The organism is Neotamlana laminarinivorans, assembly GCF_020523925.1.
In the GTDB taxonomy this organism is placed as follows: domain Bacteria; phylum Bacteroidota; class Bacteroidia; order Flavobacteriales; family Flavobacteriaceae; genus Neotamlana; species Neotamlana laminarinivorans.
On the sequence record NZ_JAJAPW010000007.1, the window covers coordinates 59,438 to 86,291 of the forward strand.

Annotated in this window: 25 protein-coding genes and 1 pseudogene; 10 read left to right on the forward strand and 16 right to left on the reverse strand. The window is 32.7% G+C overall.

The window, feature by feature from the left end; translation table 11 throughout:
• Positions 1-4: 4 nt before the first annotated feature.
• Positions 5-1,597, reverse strand: coding sequence for a PhoX family protein (locus LG649_RS14105; protein ID WP_226544468.1), 1,593 nt, complete (start codon positions 1,595-1,597; stop codon positions 5-7).
• Between the two features lie 276 nt (positions 1,598-1,873).
• Here LG649_RS14105 and bshC point away from each other — a divergent pair, with 276 nt between their 5' ends.
• The 6 genes from bshC (at position 1,874) to LG649_RS14135 (ending at position 9,757) form a co-directional block, all read left to right on the forward strand.
• Positions 1,874-3,475, forward strand: a complete 1,602-nt coding sequence (gene bshC, locus LG649_RS14110; RefSeq protein ID WP_226544469.1) for a bacillithiol biosynthesis cysteine-adding enzyme BshC — start codon at positions 1,874-1,876, stop codon at positions 3,473-3,475.
• Positions 3,476-3,481: 6 nt separating this feature from the next.
• Positions 3,482-4,852: a pyridoxal phosphate-dependent decarboxylase family protein gene (locus LG649_RS14115; RefSeq protein WP_226544470.1), complete on the forward strand. Its 1,371-nt coding sequence runs from the start codon at positions 3,482-3,484 to the stop codon at positions 4,850-4,852.
• A gap of 281 nt (positions 4,853-5,133) precedes the next feature.
• Positions 5,134-6,669 (forward strand): glutamine-hydrolyzing GMP synthase, encoded by a 1,536-nt coding sequence (guaA, locus tag LG649_RS14120; RefSeq protein ID WP_226544471.1) that lies wholly within the window; start codon positions 5,134-5,136, stop codon positions 6,667-6,669.
• 259 nt (positions 6,670-6,928) lie between these two features.
• The gene (locus LG649_RS14125) at positions 6,929-8,857 is read left to right on the forward strand and encodes a LysM peptidoglycan-binding domain-containing protein (protein WP_226544472.1); all 1,929 of its coding nucleotides are present in this window, start codon (positions 6,929-6,931) and stop codon (positions 8,855-8,857) included.
• Between the two features lie 40 nt (positions 8,858-8,897).
• Positions 8,898-9,443, forward strand: a complete 546-nt coding sequence (locus LG649_RS14130) for a DUF922 domain-containing protein (RefSeq protein WP_226544473.1) — start codon at positions 8,898-8,900, stop codon at positions 9,441-9,443.
• 83 nt (positions 9,444-9,526) lie between these two features.
• On the forward strand, positions 9,527-9,757 hold the full coding sequence (locus LG649_RS14135) for a DUF3820 family protein (protein ID WP_226544517.1): 231 nt from the start codon (positions 9,527-9,529) through the stop codon (positions 9,755-9,757).
• A 3-nt stretch (positions 9,758-9,760) separates the two neighbouring features.
• Here LG649_RS14135 and LG649_RS14140 read toward each other — a convergent pair whose 3' ends face one another.
• From LG649_RS14140 to LG649_RS14190, 12 genes and pseudogenes are all read right to left on the reverse strand, one after another.
• A complete protein-coding gene (locus tag LG649_RS14140; RefSeq protein ID WP_226544474.1) occupies positions 9,761-10,270 on the reverse strand; it encodes a DUF3124 domain-containing protein in 510 nt (169 codons plus the stop codon).
• Between the two features lie 70 nt (positions 10,271-10,340).
• Positions 10,341-10,796, reverse strand: a complete 456-nt coding sequence (locus LG649_RS14145; protein WP_226544475.1) for a tRNA (cytidine(34)-2'-O)-methyltransferase — start codon at positions 10,794-10,796, stop codon at positions 10,341-10,343.
• A gap of 94 nt (positions 10,797-10,890) precedes the next feature.
• On the reverse strand, positions 10,891-11,034 hold the full coding sequence (locus LG649_RS14150; protein WP_226544476.1) for a hypothetical protein: 144 nt from the start codon (positions 11,032-11,034) through the stop codon (positions 10,891-10,893).
• 97 nt (positions 11,035-11,131) lie between these two features.
• Positions 11,132-11,350, reverse strand: a complete 219-nt coding sequence (locus LG649_RS14155; RefSeq protein WP_226544477.1) for a hypothetical protein — start codon at positions 11,348-11,350, stop codon at positions 11,132-11,134.
• Positions 11,351-11,371: 21 nt separating this feature from the next.
• Positions 11,372-12,649, reverse strand: coding sequence for an NAD(P)/FAD-dependent oxidoreductase (locus LG649_RS14160; protein WP_226544478.1), 1,278 nt, complete (start codon positions 12,647-12,649; stop codon positions 11,372-11,374).
• Positions 12,650-12,661: 12 nt separating this feature from the next.
• Positions 12,662-13,426 (reverse strand): tryptophan synthase subunit alpha, encoded by a 765-nt coding sequence (trpA, locus tag LG649_RS14165; RefSeq protein WP_226544479.1) that lies wholly within the window; start codon positions 13,424-13,426, stop codon positions 12,662-12,664.
• 403 nt (positions 13,427-13,829) lie between these two features.
• The gene (trpB, locus tag LG649_RS16400; protein WP_317197666.1) at positions 13,830-15,014 is read right to left on the reverse strand and encodes a tryptophan synthase subunit beta; all 1,185 of its coding nucleotides are present in this window, start codon (positions 15,012-15,014) and stop codon (positions 13,830-13,832) included.
• Between the two features lie 36 nt (positions 15,015-15,050).
• A pseudogene (locus LG649_RS16405) lies at positions 15,051-15,716 on the reverse strand (phosphoribosylanthranilate isomerase); the annotation flags it as partial.
• Positions 15,717-15,757: 41 nt separating this feature from the next.
• A complete protein-coding gene (trpC, locus tag LG649_RS14175) occupies positions 15,758-16,540 on the reverse strand; it encodes an indole-3-glycerol phosphate synthase TrpC (RefSeq protein WP_226544481.1) in 783 nt (260 codons plus the stop codon).
• 299 nt (positions 16,541-16,839) lie between these two features.
• Positions 16,840-17,832 carry an anthranilate phosphoribosyltransferase gene (gene trpD / locus LG649_RS14180; RefSeq protein WP_226544482.1) on the reverse strand — a complete coding sequence of 331 codons (993 nt, stop codon included), beginning with the start codon at positions 17,830-17,832 and terminating at the stop codon, positions 16,840-16,842.
• 313 nt (positions 17,833-18,145) lie between these two features.
• Entirely contained in the window at positions 18,146-18,712 is a 567-nt protein-coding gene (locus LG649_RS14185; RefSeq protein WP_226544483.1) for an anthranilate synthase component II, read from the reverse strand.
• A 119-nt stretch (positions 18,713-18,831) separates the two neighbouring features.
• Complete coding sequence (locus tag LG649_RS14190) at positions 18,832-20,238, reverse strand: anthranilate synthase component I family protein (protein ID WP_226544484.1); 1,407 nt, start codon at positions 20,236-20,238, stop codon at positions 18,832-18,834.
• 292 nt (positions 20,239-20,530) lie between these two features.
• Between LG649_RS14190 and LG649_RS14195 the strand changes: the two genes are divergently transcribed.
• The 4 genes from LG649_RS14195 (at position 20,531) to LG649_RS14210 (ending at position 22,621) form a co-directional block, all read left to right on the forward strand.
• Positions 20,531-21,064 (forward strand): TlpA disulfide reductase family protein, encoded by a 534-nt coding sequence (locus tag LG649_RS14195; protein WP_226544485.1) that lies wholly within the window; start codon positions 20,531-20,533, stop codon positions 21,062-21,064.
• A 5-nt stretch (positions 21,065-21,069) separates the two neighbouring features.
• Positions 21,070-21,696: a thioredoxin family protein gene (locus tag LG649_RS14200; protein WP_226544486.1), complete on the forward strand. Its 627-nt coding sequence runs from the start codon at positions 21,070-21,072 to the stop codon at positions 21,694-21,696.
• Between the two features lie 109 nt (positions 21,697-21,805).
• Positions 21,806-22,120, forward strand: a complete 315-nt coding sequence (locus LG649_RS14205; RefSeq protein WP_226544487.1) for a rhodanese-like domain-containing protein — start codon at positions 21,806-21,808, stop codon at positions 22,118-22,120.
• A 222-nt stretch (positions 22,121-22,342) separates the two neighbouring features.
• Entirely contained in the window at positions 22,343-22,621 is a 279-nt protein-coding gene (locus tag LG649_RS14210) for a hypothetical protein (protein WP_226544488.1), read from the forward strand.
• A 65-nt stretch (positions 22,622-22,686) separates the two neighbouring features.
• Here LG649_RS14210 and scpA read toward each other — a convergent pair whose 3' ends face one another.
• Genes scpA through LG649_RS14225 form a run of 3 tightly spaced genes read right to left on the reverse strand, consistent with a single transcriptional unit; the run spans position 22,687 to position 26,854 of the window.
• Positions 22,687-24,843, reverse strand: a complete 2,157-nt coding sequence (scpA, locus tag LG649_RS14215; RefSeq protein ID WP_226544489.1) for a methylmalonyl-CoA mutase — start codon at positions 24,841-24,843, stop codon at positions 22,687-22,689.
• A 6-nt stretch (positions 24,844-24,849) separates the two neighbouring features.
• The gene (locus LG649_RS14220) at positions 24,850-25,506 is read right to left on the reverse strand and encodes a hypothetical protein (protein ID WP_226544490.1); all 657 of its coding nucleotides are present in this window, start codon (positions 25,504-25,506) and stop codon (positions 24,850-24,852) included.
• Positions 25,496-26,854, reverse strand: a complete 1,359-nt coding sequence (locus LG649_RS14225; RefSeq protein WP_226544491.1) for a methylmalonyl-CoA mutase subunit beta — start codon at positions 26,852-26,854, stop codon at positions 25,496-25,498. The genes LG649_RS14220 and LG649_RS14225 overlap by 11 nt, the downstream gene beginning before the upstream one ends.

Genomic DNA, 26,854 nt, shown 5'->3' on the forward strand with positions numbered 1-26,854 from the left:
TGTATTATCTAGGAAGTCCTGTAATTTTGAATAAAGCAGAACCTTCTTTAGCAGCATAAGCCTCGTCTATTGCAGTTGGATCGTAAAAAGCATGTCCGTCTGCTCTTGTTGAGTTATCTGGGTTATTATCAGCGTTCCAACCATGTACTTGAGCGCCTCCAATAAAAGTAGATTCTGTAGCTCCAATAATATCGGTAACATCAATTAAACCTGTAATTTCCCACATGCTAGTTGTGTTTCCAACATTTAATCCAGCGGCTGTAGTTTGGTCACACTCCATAACTTCTGTAAAAGCACCAGTAGCAATATCATATTGCCATAATTTTGCATATCCAACAATGTCTGCATTTAAAGAAGCATAACCATTAGGGTCTTCTTGAATGTAAGCATAATTTTCTGTAACTAAAATGTTGTCAGGAGAGTGCATACCATCTCCAATACCACCTTCTTTATCACCATCTACAATTACAGTTAATTTAGCATCGCCTGTTGGGTCGTTTTCATTTAACTCTAATTTGTAAACTCTACCAAAAGAAGTTCCTCTGTTTGCTAAATCTGGGTTATCGCTACGAATTCTTCCTGTAGCATTAAAAAATACATTTCTGTTGTTTGCAGCCGATCCTTTTTGCCAATCGATATCTTCAATTCTTTGGAAACCAATAGCTGAAGCATCAATAGCCTCTTGGTTTAATTCTGCTAAAGTACGCTCGGTTACTTCAACCCATTCTACGTCGTATTCTGTACCTTCTGCCATACCCATTTCGAATAATTGACCACCTTCACCAATACCAGTTTCAACAGGATTTTTTCCTCTTAAAACATAAAGGCTACCAGTTTGTAAATCTCCAAGTCCGCCAACGTACATTGCAAAATGTGCTTGAGGGTACGTATTGTTACTATCGTCATCGCCCATAAAAACAACAGTTTGTCCTGGGTAAGCGTTTTTACCAATAGCAACGGCGTTTTCTGTTGCCCATTCACCTAAAGCAGGTAATCTTTCGGCTTCAACGCGATCTTCAGCAGAACGGAAAGGATTAATTTTATAAACACCTTTAGCGTTACCACCCCATTCTCCACCAGAAAGGAATAATGGACCAAAACCGTGCTCTTCCATAGTAATAGAAGAACCAGAACACATAGCTGTAAAAGCAGTTGCAGTGGCATTAACAATGTAATCGCCTTCTAAAGGTTGTAAATCTGAGTTTAAACGAATTCTAGCAATAGAGTAATCCACTTCTAGGTTGTTAATTAATGCGTAAGTTCCATCTTCGTAAGGGTAAAGTGCAGCACCATCCATGTAAGCTCCATAAACAAATGTAGAATCTGATGGTAAAATATCAGCAGATGTCATTATCATATTTAATTCTGCAGTTGAAGCAAAAGCACCTTTTAAGGCAAATAATGAGTTAGGTGTAACAGAGCTTGTAAGAGGTTCTAATTCTGTAGCTGTAAGGTCTTCACCATCTTCACCATCTTCGCCATCTTCACCGTCAACGCCATCAATTCCGTTTTTTCCATCTTCAACATCACAGCTAACTAATGTAGCAGTAGATGTAAGTACAAATAATAATAAAAAGATTTGTAATAGTTTTTTCATGAGTTTTTGATCTATTTTTTGTTGTTAATTTGATGTGGTAAAGCTATAATTTAAAGAAGCTGTAATTGTTAATTTATTAAGGTGCTTGTTTTAAAATATTGTTAGACTAACTTTACCAAGGTTACCTCGGTATTAATATTTAAAATGAGTTTAAATAGTGTAGGAGAAAATGTTTAAAGTTCCCATGAGATATCAAATCGGGAGTTTTTTCTTAACTTAATTTTTAGAAATTAACAATTGCAATAGCCGTATATTTACGGTTTCTTATAATCAACCATGCAAAAACAAAGTCTTCCGTTTAAACAAACAGGTTACTTTTCGCAGTTAATTTGCGATTATTTAGACCAAAAAACAGAGTTAAATACGTTTTACAATAATTACCCGAATTTAAGTAGCTTTAAAAAGCAAATAGAAGAAAAACAAAAGGGGTTTAATAAAAATACGCGACTCGTTTTAGTAGAAAGTTTAAAACGTCAATATGCTCAATTAAATACTTCAGATAAAACCTTAAATAATATTGATCTTTTAAAAGAAGATAACACATTTACAGTTACAACAGGACATCAGTTAAATTTATTCACTGGGCCATTATATTTTTTGTATAAAATTGTAGCTACTATAAATTTAACAGAACAATTAAAAAAGGAATATAAAGAACAACATTTTGTACCTGTTTATTGGATGGCTACAGAAGATCATGATTTTGATGAAATAAACTATTTTAATTTTAAAGGAAAAAAAGTAGTTTGGAATAAAGCTGCAAATGGAGCTGTTGGAGAACTGTTAACCAATGGACTAGATGCTGTTTTTAATGTATTTTCAACAGAATTAGGTAGTAGTAAAAATGCAGAAGCCCTAAAACAACTTTTTAAAAGAGCTTATTTAGAGCATAGTAATTTAGCTGAAGCAACCCATTTTTTAGTAAACGAATTGTTTAAAGATTTCGGTTTGGTAATTATTGATGCAAACCAAAGTGAATTGAAGCGTCTTTTTATTCCTTATATAAAAGAGGAATTAATAAAACAGACCGCTTTTAATGAAGTAAACCAAACAAATGAAGCTTTAGTTCAAGTTTCGGATGTGTATAAAATTCAAGTAAATCCGCGTGAAATAAATCTGTTTTATCTAAATAAAAATTTACGAGAACGTATTGTTCTTCAAGATGAAGTTTACAAAGTTTTAAATACAGATATTACTTGGAGTAAGAGTGAAATACTTAAACACCTCGAAGAGGCACCAGAACGTTTTTCGCCAAACGTTATTATGCGTCCGCTTTATCAAGAAGTTATTTTACCTAATTTATGTTACATTGGTGGTGGCGGAGAGTTGGCATACTGGTTTCAGTTAAAAGATTTTTTTACAGCTGTAAATGTGCCGTTTCCTATATTGTTGTTACGCAATTCTGTGTTGTTACAGTCCAATAATCAGCAAAAAAAGCTTGAAAAACTTAATATAAGTACCGAGCATTTATTCTTGAAAAAGCATGCCTTTATAAATAAGCGTGTGCGAGATATATCGAATGTAGACATCGATTTATCACCTCAAAAAGAACATTTAGTAAATCAGTTTAAAGATTTATATACATTAGCCGAAAAAACAGATAAATCTTTTATAGGTGCAGTAAAAGCACAAGAAATAAAGCAAATAAAAGGCTTAGAAGCTTTAGAAAAGCGTTTGCTACAAGCTCAAAAACGCAAGTTAAAAGATGAGGTTGAGCGTGCTACCACAATAAAAAACGAATTATTTCCTAATGAAAGTTTACAGGAACGTTATACCAACTTTTCTGAAATATATCTGGAATATGGCGATAATTTAATTAAAGCCTTAGTTTCTAATCTAGAACCGTTAAAATCAGAATTTTTAATAATCACGCTATAATATTAAATGCATAAAATAGATATAGATTTAGTTGAAATGACATTAGATGTCATGAAGTATACCATAGACCGTGTATCTAACACAAAGTTCGATATTGGTATTCCCAAAAAGGCTGAAGAGTTAAAAGCTTTGGTAGGCGAAACCATTACACCAAAAGGTGTGGGAGGCGAATATGCTTTCGATATGTGGAAAAAACACCTATCAAAAGCTGTTGTGCCAATAGACCATCCTAGGCATTTAGCATTTGTACCGGCATCTCCAACTCGTGCGGCAATAATGTTCGATTTGGTAACATCTGCATCAAGTATACATGGCGCCTATTGGATGGAAGGCGCAGGTGGTATTTTTTGTGAGAACGAAGCCATGTCCTGGATTGTGTCTTTAACAGGTCTACCAGAAGGTGCATTTGGTGTGTTTACCAGTGGTGGTACTGCAGCAAATTTATCGGCTATTGTTACAGCCCGAGAACATTGGCGCGAAAATGCCGTTCATAAAACACAACGCGGCTTAATTATAACATCTTCAGGAGCACATTCTTCCATTAAAGCTATGGCAAAAGTAGCAGATGTAGATATTTTGCTTGTTGAAACCGAAGATGTAATGAGTGAAGAAGGTTTACAAGATTGTATAAACAGTTTAAGTAAAGATCAGCGTGAACGTTTATTTGCCATTGTAGCAACTGGAGGAACAACAAATGCCGGAATTATAGACGATTTAACAGGAATTGCAAATATTTGTGAACAAGAAAATTTATGGTTTCATATTGATGCTGCTTATGGTGGTGGTGCTTTGGTAGCAGATTCGGTAAGGCACTTATTTAATGGCATTGAGCGTGCAGATAGCATAACTATAGATCCGCATAAATGGATGTTTTCACCATACGATTGTGGCGCCGTAATATACAAACAACCAGAATTAGCTAAAAAAGCGCATTCGCAACAAGGTTCGTATCTAGATATTTTTAAAGATGAAGGCGCTCATGGGTTTAACCCAACCGACTACCAAATACAATTAACGCGTCGCGTTCGTGGCTTGCCTTTGTGGTTTTCTTTAGCAACTCACGGCACAAACCGTTATAAAGAAGCCGTGGAACGCGGTTTAGAATTAGCACAAATTGCAGGGAGATTAATAAAAAACGCACCACATGTCGAGTTGGTTAGAGATCCAAGTTTATCTTGTGTACTATATAGAAGAATAGGGTGGAATCCTGAAGATTATACGCATTGGACTTACGAGAACCAAAAATCGGGCTTTGCACTGGTAACACCAACAAAATGGAAGTCTGGAAATACTTATGAAACCGTTTCTCGTTTCTGCTTTATAAATCCAGATACCACAGAAGAGGATATAAAATTGATTTTGGAGTCAATGAAATAAGTAAGTATTTATTTTTCTCGATACAATTCCTGGTGCCTCGGAATCACTCGAACCGACGAGTGTGCTTAAATTGATATTCTTCGTCACTTTGAGTGAATTTACACAGAGCAACGAAGCAAATTTGTATCGAGAAGTATTTTATCTTTAGTTGATACTAGTTAATTTATTTTTTTGTTTTGTTAATTTTTAAAGATGAGGTTTAAAAAAAGTTTTGTTGACAATTAAGTAAAAAAATTACGACTGGTAATTAGCAATTAAAAAATCAATTATTATTTTTGCGCATGCAACACGACAAGGTACTTATTTTAGACTTCGGATCGCAATACACACAACTTATTGCGCGCAGAGTTAGAGAGCTTAACATCTATTCCGAAATACATCCATTTAACAAAATTCCAACCAATTTAAGCGAGTATAAAGCTGTTATTCTTTCCGGTAGTCCAAATTCGGTAAGAGGCGAAAAGGCTTTACACCCAGAATTAAGCGAATTACGTACAAAAAAGCCAATGCTTGCGGTTTGTTACGGTGCACAATATTTAGCCCATTTTTCGGGAGGAGAAGTAGCACCATCAAACACCAGAGAATATGGTCGTGCTAATTTATCTTACATAAAAGGTGATGAGGTATTTTTTGAAGGTATAAATGAAGGTAGCCAAGTTTGGATGAGCCATAGCGATACCATTAAAAAATTACCTTTAAATGGTGTTTTATTGGCAAGTACAACCGATGTTGAAAATGCTGCTTATAAAATAGAAGGCGAAACTACTTATGCTATTCAATTTCACCCAGAGGTGTATCATTCCACAGACGGTAAACTATTGCTAGAGAATTTTTTAGTAAAAATAGCAGGCCTAAATCAAGATTGGACACCACAATCGTTTGTTGAAGAAACGGTTGAAGCTATTCAAGAAAAAGTAGGAAACGATAAAGTTGTTTTAGGCTTATCTGGTGGTGTAGATTCTACTATTGCTGCAGTTTTATTAAACAAAGCTATTGGAGATAACCTGTATTGTATTTTTGTAAATAACGGTTTATTACGTAAAAATGAATTTGAAAACGTTTTAAAACAATACGAAGGTATGGGTTTAAATGTTAAAGGTGTAGACGCATCGCAACGTTTTCTTGATGCTTTAAAAGGTATTGAAGACCCAGAGAAAAAACGTAAAGCTATTGGTAATGCTTTTATTGAGGTGTTTGATGATGAAGCACATAAAATTAAAGATGTTACATGGTTGGCTCAAGGTACTATTTATCCAGATGTTATTGAAAGTGTTTCGGCAACTGGTGGACCATCTGCTACTATTAAAAGTCATCATAATGTTGGTGGTTTACCCGATTTTATGAAACTTAAAATTGTAGAGCCATTGCGAGCTATTTTTAAAGATGAAGTACGCCGTGTAGGTGCAAGTTTAGGGGTTAGTCCGGAATTATTAGGCAGACATCCGTTTCCGGGTCCTGGTTTAGGAATTCGTATTTTAGGCGATATTACGGCCGAAAAAGTGCGCATGTTGCAAGATGTTGATGCTATTTTTATTAATGGCTTAAAGGAATGGGGGCTTTACGATAAGGTTTGGCAGGCTGGAGCTATGTTATTACCGGTTAATAGTGTTGGTGTAATGGGAGACGAGCGTACGTACGAAAAATGTGTGGCGCTTCGTGCTGTTGAAAGCACTGATGGAATGACTGCCGATTGGGTTAACTTACCTTACGAATTTTTACAAAAAACAAGTAACGATATAATAAATAAAGTAAAAGGCGTTAATAGGGTAGTTTACGACATTAGTTCTAAACCACCTGCAACTATAGAGTGGGAGTAAACTTTTGTTTAAGCCTATTTTTAGCAAGTACACCCGCGTTAGGGATTGCAGCGGTATCCTTTTTGTGTTTTTTATAATAAATAGTTAGCACAAAAAGATTTAGCGGAAAGCCCGACCACGCCTTAAGCGGGGTAACGACCAAAACATTAACTTTGGCATGCTATATGCTGTTAAAGTGTAGTTTTAAATCTATATTAAAAAAATAAGCGTATATAATAAAACCTTTTGGTTTTGTAATATTTAGTCTCCCAATAATAGTATGAAGAAATTTTTAATAGTTTTTGTTTTAATTAGTTGGTTTAATACCGTTAATGCCCAAAATTTTAGCACACACCAAGTTAAAGAAGGTGAAACTGTAGAGTTAATAGCCGAAAGGTATTTTGTTACTCCATCTGAAATTTATAGTTTAAATCCAGATGCCAAAAAGGAGTTGAAACCCAATACTATTTTAATAATTCCTTTATCTAAAGCAAAAAAGCCTAAGGTTACTGTTATAAAAGAGCTTGAAGGTTTTAAAACACACAAAACCAAGCGTAAAGAAACGCTTTACGGTTTATCTAAAATGTATAATATTACTGAAGATGAACTTAAAAAAAATAATACCTTTTTGTATGCTAACCCTTTAAAGAAAGGTGACGAAATTAAAATTCCTATATACAAAATAACCGAAGTTGTTGAAGAAATACCTCAAACCGTAGAATATACGGTTTTACCTCAAGAGGGTAAGTGGCGTATTGCTTATAAATATGGAATTTCGGTAAAAGAGTTAGAAGAATTAAACCCAGATATGGGAGCCGTTTTAAAAGAAGGACAAATAATTAATGTGCCTAATTTAGAAAAGACGGAACAAAAAGTTGTTGACGAAAAATATAGTTATTACAAGGTATTACAAGCGGAAGGGTTTTACCGTTTAAAAGTAAAATTAGGGTTAGAGAAAGACCAAATTGAAGCTTTAAATCCTGGGCTGGCCGAAAGTGGTTTAAAAGAAGGTATGATTTTGAAAATACCTTACTCTAATACGCTTGAAGCTATAAATTCTTCAGGAATGAAAGCTATAAATTTAGCAGACAGCATTAGCGATTTTAGCACCAAGCATATTGCTATAATGTTACCTTTTAGATTAGATAGAGTAGATTTTGACTCGATTGTAGATACTAAAAAAAGTATTAAAACAGATAGATATTTAAATGCGTCTTTGGATTTTTATTCGGGCGTTTTAATGGCTTTAGATTCTCTAAAAAAACTTGGTGTATCTGTTAAGGTTGATGTTTACGACACTAAAGGACAAGTTAGTGAGGTTACTAATATTTTAGCTAATAATGATTTTGAAGGGATAGATGCTGTAATTGGGCCTTTAACTACTAAGACTTTTGATAAAGTGGCTTCGGAACTAAATAGATTTTCTGTTCCAGTGGTTTCACCAATAGGTTCTAACCTAAAGTTACATGGTAATGTATTTCAATCGAAGCCGTCTGATGATTTATTAAAAACTAAAATTATTAATTACGTTAAAAAGGATTCTTTAGCCACAAATATTGTAGTTATTTCAGACACTAAAACCGCAGATATTGCATTAGAGTTAAAAAATGAATTTAATGCAGCGCGTTTAGTTACTTCTAAAAAAGATAAGAAAACAGGTAAAGATGAATTTTATGTAATGCAAGGTGATGTACAACGTGTGCTTACTCCTGGTAAAAATATTGTATTTTTAGAGACTTCTAACGAAGGATTTGCATCTAATGTTTCTAGTATATTGGCGTCATTAAATAATAAAGTTTTAATATCAGGTAGCAAACCAACCGAAATTATTTTAACCACTACAAACGTAAATGAAGCTTTTGAAGGCGACCAAATAAATAACACGCATTTATCGAATTTAAAATTTTTATTCGCTACAAGCTCTAAAGAATCGAGTTTTAACGATACAAGTAGTTTTACCAAAAAATACGACAAACTTTATAACATTACACCTAACAAACGTGCTGTAAAAGGGTTTGATTTAACTATGGATGTTATTTTACGTTTAGTAACATCAGAAAATTTATTTATATCGGCTAAGGAAACATTACTTACAGAGTATGTAGAAAATAAATTTTCTTACAAACATATGCTTTATGGAGGCTACTACAATGATAGCGTTTATTTAGTAAGATATGATAACTTATCTGTGGTAGAAGTAGAACAATAATAAATAGATTATAAACGTTTTTAGTTTTTTATATCTAGAAATGTTAAACAGACTATTTATTGCTAGTTTTCTCTTTTTATGTAATTACCAAGATCAGCCAGTTAAATCATGGAAAGCAGATTACAAATTAATTTGGGCAGATTTTAAAGGGAAACCAAATCCTAACCACTCTGCAGTGGCTGTAACAGCTTCGGGTATTACATTTGGATTTTCAATAACAGAAACCAATACTAATAAGGTTGTAGATTTTAATGCAGAAGTTTATGCACATTTTTATCCAGAACAATCATGGTATGCTCCAAATCGTGCTAATGCTCATGTTTTAGGTCACGAACAACTTCATTTTAATATTACTGAATTATTTGCCAGAAAGTTTAGGCAGAGAATTAGTAAACTGAAAAAATCTAATAACATAAGAAGAGAGCTTAAAACACTTCATAATACTATAAATAAGGAATTAGCTCAATTTCAAAATAAATATGATACTGAAACCGATTTTTCTAGGAATTTTGAAGCTCAATTAAAATGGGAAAAGTATATTGAAGCCGAATTGAAAGAATTGGAAGATTTTGCGATTATTGAGTAATGTTTTGGTTAGAGGCTAGAATTAAGAATCAAGATACTATAAACAGCCAACAAAAAACAACAAACAACAACCAACAAAAAATAATGTTTCCTAATAAAGATTTTTTAATAAAACTAGCGCATACTAAAATGCCATTTGGTAAATATGAAGGACGCTATTTAATAGATTTACCCGAGTATTACATTGTTTGGTACAATAGTAAAGGTTTCCCAAAAGGGCAATTGGGCGATATGCTTCGGCAAGTTTATGAGCTTAAAGTAAATGGTTTAGAAGATATTGTTAGGAATATAAAACAACAATTTCCTAAAAAATAAACGCTATTTAATGCGTTTTGCCTGTGTTGTAAACGATAAACCTTGTTGTCCCATAGTAGAATTCATAACGCCTTCAAACAAAGGTTCTGGTGCGTTTAATGGTGTTTTCCATTCAAAAATAAAATTCGATCCGGTTCCGCCAATAACATCAATTTCATCAATTATAATTTCTGCAGTTTCAAGTGGTGCTAAAAAAATAGGTTGTTTAAAATAGCTTCTTATGGAAGCGCCGTGGGTATCAAAATATTCGGCTCTTAAAACATAAACAGTGTCGGTTTCGCTTATGTTTCTTAAACTTACCATAGAGGTTAAATTATGTGTTTTATGCTCAGACATACTATAAATTTGAGCATAAATAGAAAGGTAAGATTTGCCGTATTCTAAACTATCCGTTGGGTTAATTTTTGCATAACGTTTGCTCCAGTTTTCAGGATTTATAGAGCTAACTTCCTTGGTTTCTTCACAGCCAATAAGTAAAACAGATACTAATAATAATAATATAGTTGTTCTCATTTTTGTTATTGGTTTTGGTTTTAAGAAAACAGTAAAGATATTTTTAAATCTACTAAAAAGAAATGGTTTTTTATAATTTTAATTGCCTAATACCTTCGTAAATAGTAATACTTACAGCATTAGCTAAATTTAAACTTCTAATATGTTCGCTAAACATGGGGATTTTATAAAGCTGATTTGGGTATTGTTCAATAATAGCTTTTGATAACCCAACAGATTCTTTTCCAAAAATTAAAAAGAAATCATCTTCAAACGGAATGTCCCAATGGTTTTTTGTACCATGGCTCGATAGAAATCCCATTTTTTTTGAGGCGTTTACACTAAAGAATTCTTCGGTGTTTTCATAATAAATTACTTCTAAATGTTGCCAATAATCTAAACCAGCACGTTTTAAACGTTTGTCGTCTATTTCAAAACCAAAAGGTTTAACCAAATGCAGTTTGGATCCAGAAGCCAAAGCTAAGCGTCCAATATTTCCTGTATTATTAGGTATTTCGGGTTCTATTAAAACAATATTTAAAGGCATTTTATATAAAAATTAAATAGAGGGTAAATATAAAATAACCTATTCTAAAAAATAGAATAGGTTATAAAATATTAATTAAGCAGTTTATAATTAATTATTGTTTATTTTGCTGCTTTTTTATTGTGGTTTCGTTAATATCAAAATCATTTGTATTTTGATTTATGTTTCCCGAAGGGTTTGTTGGATTACTTTGGTTTTTAGTTGTATTAAATTTTCTTTTGTCTTCAATAATTCCCATATCATTTAAATTTTAATGTTCACTTTTAATATAACAAATATTTTTTATAATAATGTCAATGCTGTGTTAAGTACTGATAATGAATATGTTAAAAATGTTAAATACCGTTTTTAAGTTTAATTGTTAAAGCAATAATTAAAAGTATAAAAGGCGAGCCATGTAAAAATACATCAAACCAATCCATTAGTTGCATTTCTTTTGCTCCACCACAAATCCATTTTAATTTTCCCCAAATATGTGGCTCAGGAAAAAAAGGGGCTAAGCCCAATGTTAAACAAAGCAGTAATATTATTCTGATGTTTTTTATTAAAATCACTATCTTAAGTTCTAGTTTTAGTTACAATTTAGTTTTAACTTTTACCTTAACAGGTTTCATTAAAATACGAAGTGTACTATCGTTATTAAAGTAACTAATCATCCAGTTCATAAAAATTAAAAGTTTATTCTTTACACTTAATATTAGCATTAAGTGAATAAACATCCATGTAAACCAAGCTAATCTTCCTTGGAAGCTAAATTTAGGCAAATCTACTACGGCTTTTCGTTTTCCAATAGTAGCCATGGAACCTTTATCGGTATACTCAAATTCCTTTAACGGTTTGTTTTTAGCTTCACTTATTAAGTTTTTAGCTAATAAAGCTGCTTGCTGTATGGCAACGCTAGCTACTTGTGGGTGCCCTTTTGGAAAGCTTTCCGTTTCCATATAAGCAATATCGCCTAGTGCGTAAATATTCTTTACGGTTTTGATTCTATTAAATCTATCTACAACCAATCGGTTACCTCTAGTAAAAGTGTCTTTTGGTAAGCCTTTAATAATATTTCCAGTTACACCTGCAGCCCAAATTACATTTTTTGAAGTTATATGTTCGCCTGTATTTAGGGTTACAATTTCACCATCGTAATCTTTTACAAGTGTGTTGGTTTTTACAATAACCCCAAGGTCTTCAAGATATTCTTGCGATTTGGTTTGTGAACCTTCGCTCATTGGGCTTAGTGTATGTGGCGAACCTTCTAGTAAGTAAATGGTTAGTTTTGAGAAATCTTTATCAGGATAATCTTTTGGTAAAATGTGTTTTTTCATTTCGGCCAAAGCACCAGCGAGTTCAACTCCCGTTGGGCCACCACCAACAATTACAAAGTTTAGTAGGGTTTGTAATTCGGTTTCGTTTTTTGTGTTTAATGCATCTTCAAAGGTTTGTAAAATTCTATTTCTAAGCTGAATGGCTTCAGGAATAGTTTTCATTGGGTATGCATAATCTGCAAGATTAGCATTGTTAAAATAGTTTGTTGTGCACCCAATGGCAATAATTAAATGATCGTATTCAAATGTGCCAATTGGTGTAGAAATATAATTTTCTTCTGTGTTTATTTCTTCAACTTTAGTAATTCTAATTTTTACATTTTTAGCTTTTTGAAACACTTTTCGCAACGGAAAAGAAATACTAGCAGGCTCTAATCGCGCCGTAGCCACTTGGTACATTAACGGTTGAAATTGATGATAGTTGTGCTTATCTATTAATAAAACCTCGCAAGCAGGATTGTTTATTAAATCTTGAGCAACTCGTAAGCCGGCAAAACCTGCACCTACCACTATTACTTTTTGTTTTTGTACCATGATGTATTGTGTTTAACTTAAAATTGAAGAAACAAACGTATCTATTTCTTTTGCGTTTTTTGCTGTTAAATGTTTTACAAAAGCGCTACCTATTATGGCGCCTTTTGCATATTTTGTTGCAGCTGTAAAGGTGTCGTTGTTACTAATACCAAAACCAACTATTTGCGGGTTCTTTAAATTTAGACTGTTAATGCGCTCAAAATATGCTGTTTGCTCTTTACCAAAACCAGATTTTGCACCTGTTGTACTAGCGCTACTAACCATGTAAATAAAACCGTTTGATACGGAATCGATATAACGAATGCGCTCGTCGCTAGTTTGTGGTGTTATTAAAAATACATTCGATAAACCATATTTCTCGAATGTAGATTGATATTTTTCGTGATATACATCTACCGGTAAATCCGGAATTATGAGTCCGTCGATGCCTATTTCTTGGCATTTTTTACAAAAAGCTTCAACACCATATTGAAACATAGGGTTGAAATAGCCCATAATTATTAACGGAATATTTACCGTTTTACGGATGTCTTTAAGTTGATTAAAAAGCACCTCGGTGGTCATACCATTTTTTAAGGCTTGCGTTGAGCTATCTTGAATGGTTGGTCCATCGGCAAGAGGATCGCTAAATGGTAAGCCTATTTCAATCATGTCGACACCATTTTTTTCAAGATCTTGTATTATTGAAACCGTATCGTTAAGGCTAGGGTATCCTGCCGTAAAGTATATGGATAGTAACTTTTTGTTTTCTTTTAGTTTGCTGTTAATGCGATTCATTTTACTCAAATTTTCATTTTGAATTTAGCTCGAAAACTAAATTAATTTTCTACTATATGTCATCCTGAACTTGTTTCAGGATCTTAGTATAATTATATGTTCATTTTGTCTTGATACAAAACGAACCAAAAATCAAATCAAAAAACAGGAAATTGCTAAAGCATCATTCACTTTTAGAGTTTTGTGCTTGAAGCTTCGCTTCGCAACGTCACTCTTTCGTTCATTATTTCTGATTTTTGATGATTCCGATATTATCGGAAATAGGGACTCGACTTTTTGTTTAATTTGTTTTTAATTATTACTAATTGTTTGTTTCGCGTTAGGGATTGAGGCATTGTTGGAGCTCCTCTTGGAGAGCGACTGCCGAAAGCCCGACCCTTGTGGTAACGCCCAAATTATTGTGTTATATTTTAAAATACTCAATATAATTATTCAAATCTTTATCGCCACGTCCCGATAAACTAACTACTACAATGTCGTCTGGTTTAAATGTTTTTTGCTCGAAAATGGCCAAGGCGTGCGAACTCTCTATAGCTGGAATAATACCTTCTAGTTTACATAGTTCTAAACCGGCATTCATGGCTTGGTCGTCGGTAATAGACATAAATTCCGCACGACCTGTTTTTGCTAAATGTGCGTGCATTGGGCCAACTCCAGGATAATCTAAACCTGCCGAAATAGAGTAGGGCTCTGTTATTTGTCCGTCGTTAGTTTGCATTAACAACGTTTTACAGCCGTGAATAATACCTTCTTTTCCTAATACCGATGTGGCTGCACTTTCGCCAGAATCTACACCTAAACCAGCAGCTTCAACAGCTATAATTTTTACATCTTCGTCGTGTAAATAGTGGTAATAGGTTCCTGCAGCGTTACTGCCTCCGCCAATACATGCCACAACATAATCTGGGTTTTCTTTGTTTTCGTGCTCTAGTAATTGCCATTTAATTTCTTCTGAAATTACAGCTTGAAAACGGGTGACCATGTCTGGATATGGGTGCGGACCAATAGCAGAACCAATAATGTAATGCGTATCTATGGGGTTGTTAATCCAATCGCGAATGGCTTCGTTAGTGGCATCTTTTAAAGTACGACTTCCTGATTTTGCAGGAACTACTGTCGCGCCAAGCATTTTCATACGGGCAACGTTTGGAGCTTGTCGTGCAATGTCAATTTCGCCCATATACACAATACATTCTAAGCCCATTAATGCACAAACGGTGGCAGTTGCAACACCGTGTTGGCCTGCGCCAGTTTCAGCAATTATGCGGTGTTTACCTAAGCGTTTTGCCATTAAAATTTGACCAATAGTATTGTTTATTTTATGTGCACCGGTATGATTTAAATCTTCGCGTTTTAAATAAATTTTGGTATTGTATTTTTCTGAAAGGCGTTTTGCAAAGTACAATGGCGATGGGCGCCCAACATAATCTTTTAAAAGTTGATTGAATTCTTCTTTAAACGAAGGTTCGCTCATTACTTCTAAATATTTTTGGCGTAACTCCTCGACGTTTGGATAGAGCATTTCTGGAATGTATGCACCGCCAAATTCGCCGTAATAACCTTTTTCATCTACATTATATAAATTCATGTTTTTATTATTGAGATGGTTTTTGAATGCTTTTAAGGCCGAAACTTTTTTAAGTCCGGGTTCAATTTCAAATTTACTATTTATATCGATAGCATAACAGTATTTTGAGGCTTCGCTAGTTTTAAATTTATTAATTACATCTACATCGCTTAAGCCAATACCACCGCTTAAAAAGAAGGGTTTTGTTGATGGGTAATTGTTTAACAAACTCCAATCGAACTTGTAACCATTACCTCCTGGAAGTTTGCCTTTAGTATCGAACAGAAAATAGTCGCAAACCACTTCGTAAGGCTCTAATTGATTAAAATTGAAGCTTTCGTTTACAGAAAACACTTTAATAATTTCAACTTTATTTTTTGTGAAAAGTTTGGTAGACTTTAAAATACTGCAATAATAAGGCGATTCGTGACCGTGAAGTTGCACCGCTTGCAAGTTGTAATCGGTTACAGTTTTAATAATGGTGCTAATTTCGGCATTTACAAAAACGCCAGTTTTTTTTATGGATTCTGGAACATTTGTAATGGTTTTAGCATCGTAATTTCTAGGTGTTTTATCGTAAAATATAAAGCCAAGATAATCGGGTTGAAGCGATGCGACTTGCTCGATATTATCTTGGTATTTCATACCACATATTTTAAGCTTTATAGCTGCGCTATCGGTTTGTTTTGTAGCTTGTTGTGTTATGTTTGAAGTGTCTTTCATTTTCTGTGTGTTGGAATATGAATTCTGATAATGTGGGTGAATTAACTTAGATTTTTAATAAATTCTGTTGCACTTGCACCAGGATTATCGGTTTTCATAAAATTTTCTCCTATTAAAAAACCTTGGTAGCCGTAAGGTTGTAATTGTTTAATAGCTTCAATATTGCTTATGCCACTTTCTGATACTTTTACAAAATTGTTAGGAATTATTTTGCTTAATGCTTTGCTAGTGTTTAGGCTAACATCGAACGTTTTTAAATTTCGGTTATTAACGCCTAACATATCTAAACTTGGCATTATAGATTTGTGTAATTCTTCTTCGTTATGAACTTCTAAAAGCACATCTAATTTTAAGCTTTTGGCTAATTCTGAAAATTGCTTGATTTCGTCTCTGGTTAAAATAGCTGCAATTAGTAAAATAACATCGGCGCCGTAAGCTTTGGCTTCAACAATTTGATATTCATCAATAATGAATTCCTTGCGTAATAGCGGTAAATTGCAACTGGCTCTTGCCGTTAATAAATCGTCTAGAGAACCACCAAAATATTTTCCATCGGTTAAAACCGACATACCACAAACGCCTGCGTTTTCGTAACCTGAGGCTACATCTTGAACATTTAAACCGTTATTTATAACAGATTTTGAAGGTGAACGTCGTTTATGCTCAGCGATTATTCCTGATTTACTATTTTTTAAATTTTGAGCCAAAGAAGTGGTTGCTCTTGTAAATAAAACAGATTGTTCTAGTTGTGAGATAGGGATTAAGGATTTTCTTAAATCTACTTCTTTGCGTTTATCTATTACTATTTTGTCTAAAATATTCATTTTTTTATTTTATTATGTTCATTTTGTCTTGATACAAAACGAACCAAAAAATCAAATCAATCTAAGGAAATTCCTTCGGAACATTCGCTTTAAAAACTTAATGCTTGAAGCTGCGCTTCGCAATTCCGTTTTTCGCTCTCTATTTCTGTAGATTGATACTTTCGACTGTGTCGAAATTTGGGACTTGCTTTTTTGCTATTTTTTTCCTTGTTCTATTCTAAAATTTTAATCTTTCAAACTTCAAACTTCAAACTTCAAACTTCAAACTTCAAACTTCAAACTTCAAACTTCTACTAAATCTATTTACTCAATTCAATTAATTTATCTAAACTCTGTTTTGCTTTACCTGAAAAAAGCGATTCTTTGGCTAGTTCAAAACCGGCTTTATGTGTAATTTGTTTACTTGTTGCAATGGCTAATCCTGCATTAGCGCAAACCACATTGTTTTGGGCTTCGCTACCTTTTCCTGAAATAATATCGACAAATATTTTTGCAGCATCTGCAATGGTATCGCCTCCATAAATGGCTTCTTGTTTTATGGTTTTAAGCCCTAATTGTTCTGGCGAAAAAATAGTTTCTGAATGATTGGAAACTATTTTAGCTTTTCCGGTTAGGGATATTTCATCATAACCATCAAGAGCAAAAACGATATTGTAATTTTTATCGGTATTTTGATATAGGAAGCTATACAAACGCAACACTTCTAAATTAAAAACACCTAATAATTGATTTTTTGGAAACGAAGGATTTACCATTGGCCCTAACATGTTAAAAAATGTTTTTACACCTAGTTCTTTTCTAATTGGTGCTACATTTTTCATGGCAGGGTGGAAGAGTGGTGCATGTAAAATACATATTCCGGCTTGGTCTACACAGCGTTTTAAAAAATCTTCGTTGTTCGAAAATTTAACACCCAAATGCTCCATAACATTTGAAGAACCAGATGTTGATGACACACCATAATTACCATGTTTTGAAACCCGAACACCGGCACCTGCTGTTATAAAAGATGATAAAGTTGAAATGTTAAATGTGTTTTTACCATCTCCACCAGTTCCTACAATATCTATGGCATTAAACTCACTTAAATCGATAGGAATGCAAAGTTCTAGTAGCGCATCTCTAAAGCCTTGCAACTCATTTAAAGTAATGCTTCGCATCATAAAAACCGATAAGAAACATGCAATTTGGCTAGGGTTGTACATATCGTTGGATATGTTTACAATAATTTGTTTTGCCTCTTGTGTGGTGAGGGTTTCGTGGTTTATTAGTCTGTTTAGTATGTCTTTCATTAATTGTTCTTTTTTATTTCCGCGAAAGCGGAAATCTATTTTATTTATTCATTTTTTGCTTGTCCAAAAAACGAATCAAAAAAGGACATTCAAGTCGAGGAATTTTTTCTTCAGATTTATGTCTGAAGAAAAACCGATTTGAAAACTCCGCGCCGAACTGCGTTCTCCTGATTTCGGAGCTTTTCTTCATCTATTCTGCGCCTTGATGATCAATTCTACGAATTGAAAAGGGACTTGAATTTTTTCAATTTTTATTTCTTGTTCTATTCTAAAATTTTAATCTTTCAAACTTCAAACTTCAAACTTCCATCTTCTAATGATTCACCCAGTTTTCTAATATTTTTTTTCCGTCTGGTGTTAAAACCGATTCGGGGTGGTATTGCACACCGCGAACATCGAATGTTTTATGGCGTAATGACATTATTTGCCCATTTTCATCAAATGATGTTGCTTCTAAACTTTCTGGTAAATTTGCGTTTACAACCCATGAGTGGTAACGGCCAACTTCGATGTTTTTATTTAAACCTTCAAAAATATATTCATCATCAACACTTAAAGTTACGTTGGTTGCAACGCCATGGTAAACATCGTCTAAATTTTCTAGAGAACCTCCAAATACTTCACCAATAGCTTGTTGCCCTAAACACACACCAAAAATACTTTTTGTTGCTGCATATTTTTCAATAATAGCTTTTAAAAGGCCAGCTTCATCTGGGATTCCTGGTCCTGGAGATAATACAATTTTATCGAATGCTTCAACATTTTCTAATTGTAATTTATCGTTTCTAACAACGGTAACTTCACAGTTTAAATCTTCTAAATAATGTACAAGATTATATGTAAAACTGTCGTAATTGTCTATAACTAATATTTTTTTCATAGTTGTTACCCTGAACCTGTTTCAGGATCTTTTTTAAATTATCTTTTATTAATTCAAATGTTCATTTTGTCTTGATACAAAACGAACCAAAAAATCATATTTCAAACTTCAAACTTAGGCTATATTTCCTCAGCCACTTTAATAGCTTTTTTAAGCGCACCTAGTTTGTTGTAAACTTCCTGGGTTTCACTTTCTTCATTCGATTTTGAAACCATTCCCGCTCCGGCTTGCCAGTTTAATTTGTAATCTTTACTTAAAAAGGTACGAATCATTATGGCGTGGTTAAAGTTTCCTTCAAAATCCATAAAACCAATGGCGCCGCCGTAATAGCCACGACTTGTTTTTTCGTATTTTTCAATAAGTTGCATAGCCATGTGCTTTGGGGCTCCACTTAAAGTTCCTGCTGGAAAGGTGTCGGCAACGACCTGCATTGTAGAAGTCGTGTCGTGTTTTTTACCAATTACTTTACTTACTAAATGGATAACATGCGAGAAAAATTGAACTTCGCGATATGTTTCTACATTTACGTTGTTTCCATGTCGACTTAAATCGTTTCGAGCTAAATCGACAAGCATAACGTGTTCGGCATTTTCTTTGTCATCGTTTTTTAGCTTTTCTGCTAAAATTTCGTCTTGCTCTTCATCGCCTGTGCGTTTAAAAGTTCCTGCAATGGGGTGAATTTCGGCTAAACCATTACTTACAATAAGTTGCGCTTCTGGCGAGCTACCAAATATTTTAAAATCGCCATAATCGAAATAAAATAAATATGGCGACGGATTTATACTTCGTAAGGCACGATATACATTAAAATCGTCGCCAGTAAATTCTTGAGAAAAACGGCGCGATAATACTAATTGAAACACATCACCACGTTGGCAATGTTTTTTAGCTAGTTTTACCTGTTCTTTAAACTCGTCGTCGGTTAAATTAGATGCAATTTCATTTTTGGCACTAAACTTATATGACGCAAAGTTTTGCACGTTTATTAATTTATCTATTTCATGAATATTGTTTTCTGAACCTTCTGGACAATGCGCAAAAATATAAGCTTCATTTTTAAAATGATTTATGGCTATTATATTTTTATAAACCGCATAATACATGTCTGGAATGGTAACCGAATCGTCTTTTTTACTAATATTGATATCTTCAAAATAACGAACAGCATCATAAGCCGTATAACCAAAAATACCGTTGTTTATAAACTTGAAATCTTCTTCAGATTCTACATCAAATTTTTGGGTAAAATTGTAAATTTCGTCTACAACACTAACTTGATCTGTAATATTAACTTCAGTCGAACTACCATCTGGAAAAGTTTCGTTTATAACTTCGTTTTCAACTTTAATTGATGCTATTGGGTTAAAACAGATGTACGAAAAGTTTTTGTGGTTGCGGTGGTAATCGCCACTTTCTAGTAAAATACTGTTTGGGTATTTGTCGCGTATTTTATAGTAAACGGTAACCGGAGTTATGGTGTCGGTTAATATTTTTTTATAGTACGTATGTAATTTGTATTGTTTCATTTAGTTTGTTTTTCAAAATAAATAGTTTGATTAAAACCATTAAAAAAGGCCTGTCGCGAATGACAAGCCTTTTATGATATTTTTAAATTAAATATACGAGGAATTTGCTTCACGAACGTTAGTTACGTAAACACCACCACCAAGTATTATTTAATAAATTTTTCATTGTTTTGTTTTTGTTGCTTCAAAGATAAAAATGAAAATAGTATTACCCAAAACTTTAAAAGATTTTTTGATTAAAAGTTTGTTAAACTATTAGAAAATCAGAAATTAGTTGATTATTTTTAAACTTATGAAACTAAAACTTATTTTTATTGTATTTTTTGCATTAATAAGCTGTAAAAAAGAAGCCCAAGCCAATAAAGAAACTAATAAAAAAGAAGCTGCTACCGTAAATAAAACTAGTGAAGCTCTTGAAGTATATGACTTTAATGGCTTAGAGAAATTTTTAAATTTTAAAGATGATAAAACATATGTGGTTAACTTTTGGGCTACTTGGTGTGCGCCTTGTGTAAAAGAGTTGCCTTATTTTGAGCAATTAAATGAAGCGTATAAGGATAAAAGCGTTGAAGTTTTATTAGTAAGTTTAGATTTTCCACATCAATACGACACAAAATTGAAACCATTTATAAAAGAGCATAAATTAAAATCTAAGGTTTTAGTGTTGGATGATGCAGATATGAATACTTGGATTCCTAAAGTAAATGAAAACTGGTCGGGCTCTATTCCGGCAACCTTAATCTATAATAAAAATAAAAAATTATTTTTTGAACAATCTTTTAACTTTGAAGAGTTAGAAAACGAACTAAAACCATTTTTAAATTAAAACCTATGAAAAAATCAATTAAATTAATTTTAGCTGTTTGCGTTGTTGGGCTTGTTAGTGCCTTTACATTAAAACCAACAGCAGAATATGCCGGCTATAATATTGGAGATATTGTTGAAGATTTTAAATTAAAAAATATCGATGGAGAAATGGTCTCCTTATCCGATTATGAAGACGAGCTAGGTGTTATAGTAACATTTACATGTAACACATGCCCGTACGCTGTTGCTTATGAAGATCGTATAATCGCGTTAGATAAAAAATATGCAGATAAAGGATACCCTGTAGTCGCTATTATGCCAAATGATACAAGTGTAAAACCAGATGACGATTTATCATCAATGAAAAAGCGTGCCGAGGAAAAAGGATTTACTTTTCCTTATTTAATTGATGCAAAACAAGATGTTTATCCAAAATTTGGAGCAACTAAAACACCTCACGTATTTGTTTTAGATAGAACAGAAGCAGGATTTGTAGTGTCTTATATTGGTGCAATAGACAATAATTATAAAGATGCATCGGCAGTTACTACAAAATATGTTGAAAATGCGGTTGATGCCTTAATAGCAGGAACACCAATAAAAGAAACAGAAACAAAAGCCATTGGTTGCTCAATAAAAGTAGCTAATTAATAAGATATATATTGGTTTATATAAAACTGAAGTTTTGTAAAACTTCAGTTTTTTTTCGTCTAAACTTAAATATATAGTAATTTTGTAGTACAATTTTAAAGTTATAAAAATGGAAGATTTAACACAAGACGAATGGCAAGAGCAGTTAGCTGATGATGCTAATGCTGTAATTTTGGATGTAAGAACAGATGCTGAAGTAGCAGATGGTATTATTCCAAACGCCATTCATTTAGATATTTATAAAGGTCAAGAATTTATTGAAGAAATAGATAAGCTTGATAAAACTAAGAATTATTACGTGTATTGTCGTTCTGGAAACAGAAGTGGGCAAGCTTGTAAAATAATGGAAGAACTTGGTTTTAATAACGCCTATAATTTAGAAGGCGGCATGCTACAATGGACTGGTGATGTTGTAGATAAATAAAGGCATAAACAAAATTAATAAATAAAAAATCTCTTAGAATTAAGCCATTAATTCTAAGAGATTTTTTATTTAAAATTATTTTAACCTCTTTTTTAGTACTTTAACTTTTTTATTTTATGTATTGGTTAAAGTTTATTAATTTTATTCTAGAACTGTGTTAGTAATTAAAAATACACAAGTTTTCCGCATAAAAATATTAATTAATTAATCCCTCATTAAGTCATGGAAAACGGTTATGTAATTTTAGGTATAGTAGCATTATTATTTTTAAGTATGTATGGCTACTCCTATTGGTCTGTTTTTAGAGAAAAAATGGCTCAGAAAAAAATTGAAGAAGAAGAACTAAAAAGACGTGAAATTAGGCGCGAACGTCGCTTAAAAAACCAAGCTTTAATTGATGCTAAAGTAAATGCTTTTAATAAGCGAAAAGAAGAAATTAGGCAAGAACTGCAAATGCTTAAAAAATCAGCTTCATTAAATGAGCAACAAAAGGTTAGCTAATTTAAAAACTTAAAAAAACTCATATATGTTATATGGGTTTTTTTTATGCGATAATTTTACTATTACTACTTATTTAATAAACGTTCTAATAATTGTATGGCAGTAACAGTTATTTTAGAGCCAGATCCAAAAATTGATTCAACCCCAGCATCTAGCAAAAATTTATAATCTTGTTTGGGTATTACACCGCCTGCAATAACCATAATATCGGTTCGATTTAAAGCTTTTAAGTCATTAATAAGTTGCGGAAGTAGTGTTTTATTGGCGCCTGCTAAACTAGATATGCCTATAACATGCACATTGTTTTCAATGGCTTGTTTAACAATTTCATTTGGGGTTTGAAAAAGTGGAGCTATTTTTACATCAAAACCTATATCTGTATAACTTGATGCAACAACTTTTGCACCGCGATCATGACCATCTTGACCTAATTTAGCAATTATAATTCGAGGATTGCTTCCTTCTTTTTTTATAAAGTCTTTAACCAATTTTTTGGCTTCTAAAAAAACATTATCGCTCTCAATTTCTTTGCCGTAAATACCGGAAAATGATTTTGCTTGTGCCTTGTGTCGTCCAAAAGCTACTTCTAAAGCTGCGCTTATTTCTCCTAAAGTAGCACGTTGTTTTGCGGCAGTAATAGCTAAGGCTAATAAATTTGAATTTTCGTTAAACCCAGAAGCTTTTGTTTCAGATTTTACAAAATTAGTAGCTGCAGTAGTAATATTTTTTAAAGCAACATTAACTGCTGAATCATTACGTGTAAATTTAATCGATTTTAAACGTTTTATTTGTTGTTGCTTAACCTTTTGGTTATCAATTTCTAAAATGTTTATAGGTAATTCATTTTGTAATTGGTATTTGTTTACACCAACTATTATATTTTTACCAGAATCAATGCGAGCTTGTGTTTTTGTAGCTGCTTCTTCTATACGTTGTTTAGGTAAACCAGCTTGAATAGCTTTAGTCATGCCGCCTAAATCTTCAATTTCTTGGATCAATTTCCATGATTTATCGTAAATGTCTTTAGTAAGTTTTTCAATAAAATAACTTCCAGCCCACGGATCTACAGTTTTAGTAATACCTGTTTCTTTTTGTAAATAAATTTGAGTGTTTCGTGCAATTCTTGATGTGAAATTAGTAGGTAAAGCAATAGCTTCATCTAAAGCATTTGTATGTAAACTTTGCGTGCCTCCAAATACTGCAGCGGTGGCTTCAATACTTGTTCTAGCAATATTATTGTATGGGTCTTGCTCGGTTAAACTCCAACCACTAGTTTGGCAATGTGTTCTTAAAATTAATGATTTAGGATTTTTCGGGTTAAATTGTTTTACCAATTTAGCCCAAAGTATTCTGGCTGCTCTCATTTTGGCAATTTCCATAAAATGGTTCATGCCAATACCCCAAAAAAAAGATAATCGAGAAGCAAAATCATCAATATTTAAACCAATTTCTAGTCCTTTTTTTATGTATTCTATACCATCGCATAATGTGTAAGCAAGCTCAATATCGCAGGTTGCTCCAGCTTCTTGCATGTGGTAACCAGAAATACTTATACTATTAAAATTAGGCATCAACTTACTGGTGTATTCAAAAATGTCAGCCACAATTTTCATTGATGGTTTTGGCGGATAAATATAGGTGTTGCGCACCATAAACTCCTTTAAAATATCGTTTTGAATGGTGCCTGAAAGCTGTTCTAACTTTACACCTTGCTCTTGGGCAGCAACAATATAAAATGCTAGTATGGGAAGAACAGCGCCATTCATGGTCATTGATACTGAAATTTTATCGAGAGGAATATCGTTGAATAATATTTTCATATCTTCAACAGTATCAATGGCAACTCCAGCTTTACCAACATCGCCAACCACACGATAATGGTCGGAATCGTAACCTCTATGCGTAGCCAAATCAAAAGCAACTGATAAGCCTTTTTGACCAGCTTTTAAACTATTCAAGTAAAACGCATTACTATCTTCTGCAGTGCTAAAACCTGCATATTGCCTAATAGTCCATGGTTTTTTTACATACATGGTGCTGTATGGACCACGTAAGTATGGAGGAATTCCAGCAGCAAAATTTATATGCTCTAAACCTTCAATATCTTTATATGAATATAAAGATTTAAACTCGATGTCTTCGGCGTTTTTAAATACAGAAGAATCGACATTTTCCTTTATAATTTCGGAGTTTAATGTTATATGTTGAAGGTTTTTTCTCAAAAAAAATTAGTGTTTGTTTGGTATTGGTAATCTTTTGTTTTCTTGCGTTTTTGGTGTTAAAGAGTCTGTGTTTTTAAATGTTATGTTAGTAAAATCTTCATTATACATTTTGGCATAATACATATCGAAGGCTACATAGGCAGACAAGAGTTTATCTGAATTTAAAAATTTATAGCGACTCATTAAAGGTGTACCAAAAAGTTTTGGAGACATGCTATTGGTTTCAATTAAAGCATTTAACGTGGTTCTTAAATTTGTATCTTTTATTCCAGAAGATATACATTTTAATAAGTTACTGTGGTAATTTAAATTACTATTTTCTGTTAACTGCCATAAATCTTCATCTTGTTTTAAAACATTTAATATTTTTAAGGTATGTGGTGTAATTATTTCTGAAAAGGGAACATTTCCATACACACTATTTCTAAGAAATTGTGAGTAAGCCACAGGTAAAGAAGGATTTGTTCTGTTTTTGTTATAATGATTATAAATGTCTTGCTCGAAGGCGTAAACAGCTTCACTAAATAGTTTTTCGTTTATGGTAGGGCAATTAAAAACCAACGGTTTATCTGCAAATTTATAATTTTTAAATTCTGGTTTTTGTTTACAGTTAATTAGTAAAATAGATAAAACTAGTGTTAAAAATGTAATTTTAGTTTTCATAATTTAATCGTGATTTTTCAAAGTTTTCGGTAATACGTTTTTCAATTATGGGTTCTATTAAAGTTTTTCTTGGTTTTGTTTTAACAAACGGATAAATTTCTATGTTGTTCTTTATGTTATGTTCGTTGGCTTCATATTTATTAGTGCCAACAATAATAAGTTCGTTGTTTTTAAATTGTTGTTCTTCCTTTAGGGCACTTTCTTTTATTTTACGTTGTACAGTTCCTGTTTTTAATTGTTTTAAAAAGCCGCCGTTTTTTTCAATATTTTTAAATAAATCTAGCGCTTTTTCTGCCAATTGCTGGGTTATTGTTTCAATATAATAAGCACCGTCTGTTGGGTTATTTACTTTGTTAAAATAACTTTCATGTTTTAAAATTAATAATTGATTTCTTGCTATTCGGGTACTAAACGCATTTGTTTTTTTATAAATAGCATCAAACGGAAGATTAAAAATAGTATTTGCCCCACCAAGTATAGCGCTCATACATTCTGTAGTGGTTCGGGTAATATTATTTTCTTTATCCAATAGCGTTTTATTTCGTTTGGTTGGTATTGCTATAATATTGCATTTTGATGTTATGTTGTAAGCTTTCGCTAGTGAATCCCAAAGTAATCTTAAGGCTTTTAACTTAGCAATTTCAAAAAAGTAGTTGGAGCCAATTGCGACCTTAAAATTAGGTATAATATGAGTTAGGTTTTTACCAGCAATTTCTAATTGGTTAATATATTCGTTAGCATGTGCTAAAGCATAGGCTAATTGCTGCACCATATTTGCACCCGAATTTTGGTACAAAGTTGAGTTAACTGTTATACTATTTATATATGTGTAACTGTTTAAAAATGATGAAAAATCGTGGTTTAAATTTTTATACCAATTCCCTGTTTCTGCTAAATTATTAATGATATCTGTATGAACAAAAACGTTTGTATTTAAAGGAATTGATTTTAAATAAGCTTCTGGTGAAAATTTTAAGTTCAGGTGTATTTCAACTAAATTTAAATCTATATTTTGTAGCAGTTCTGTTATTAAAACTTCATCTGAAGCAATAATGAAAGCAATACTTTCTGCGCCATTTTCAATAGCTTTAATAGCATTTAAGTTAGATTTTTTAGTATCTGCAACAAAAATATTTTGCCCTATTTTCCATTCTGAAGCTTTGGTGTTGTGGAGTGGAGGTGGTGTTTTAAAATCATCAGCATGATAAAAGGGTTTAACTAAAATATCTTCATTAGTTTTCCATACCAAGGCATTGTTATAATCTTCACCTTGTAAATCAAACTGAATTTTTTGTTTCCACTGTTTGGCTGAAACAGCATTAAAATCGTTAAACAACTTTTGGCTCAT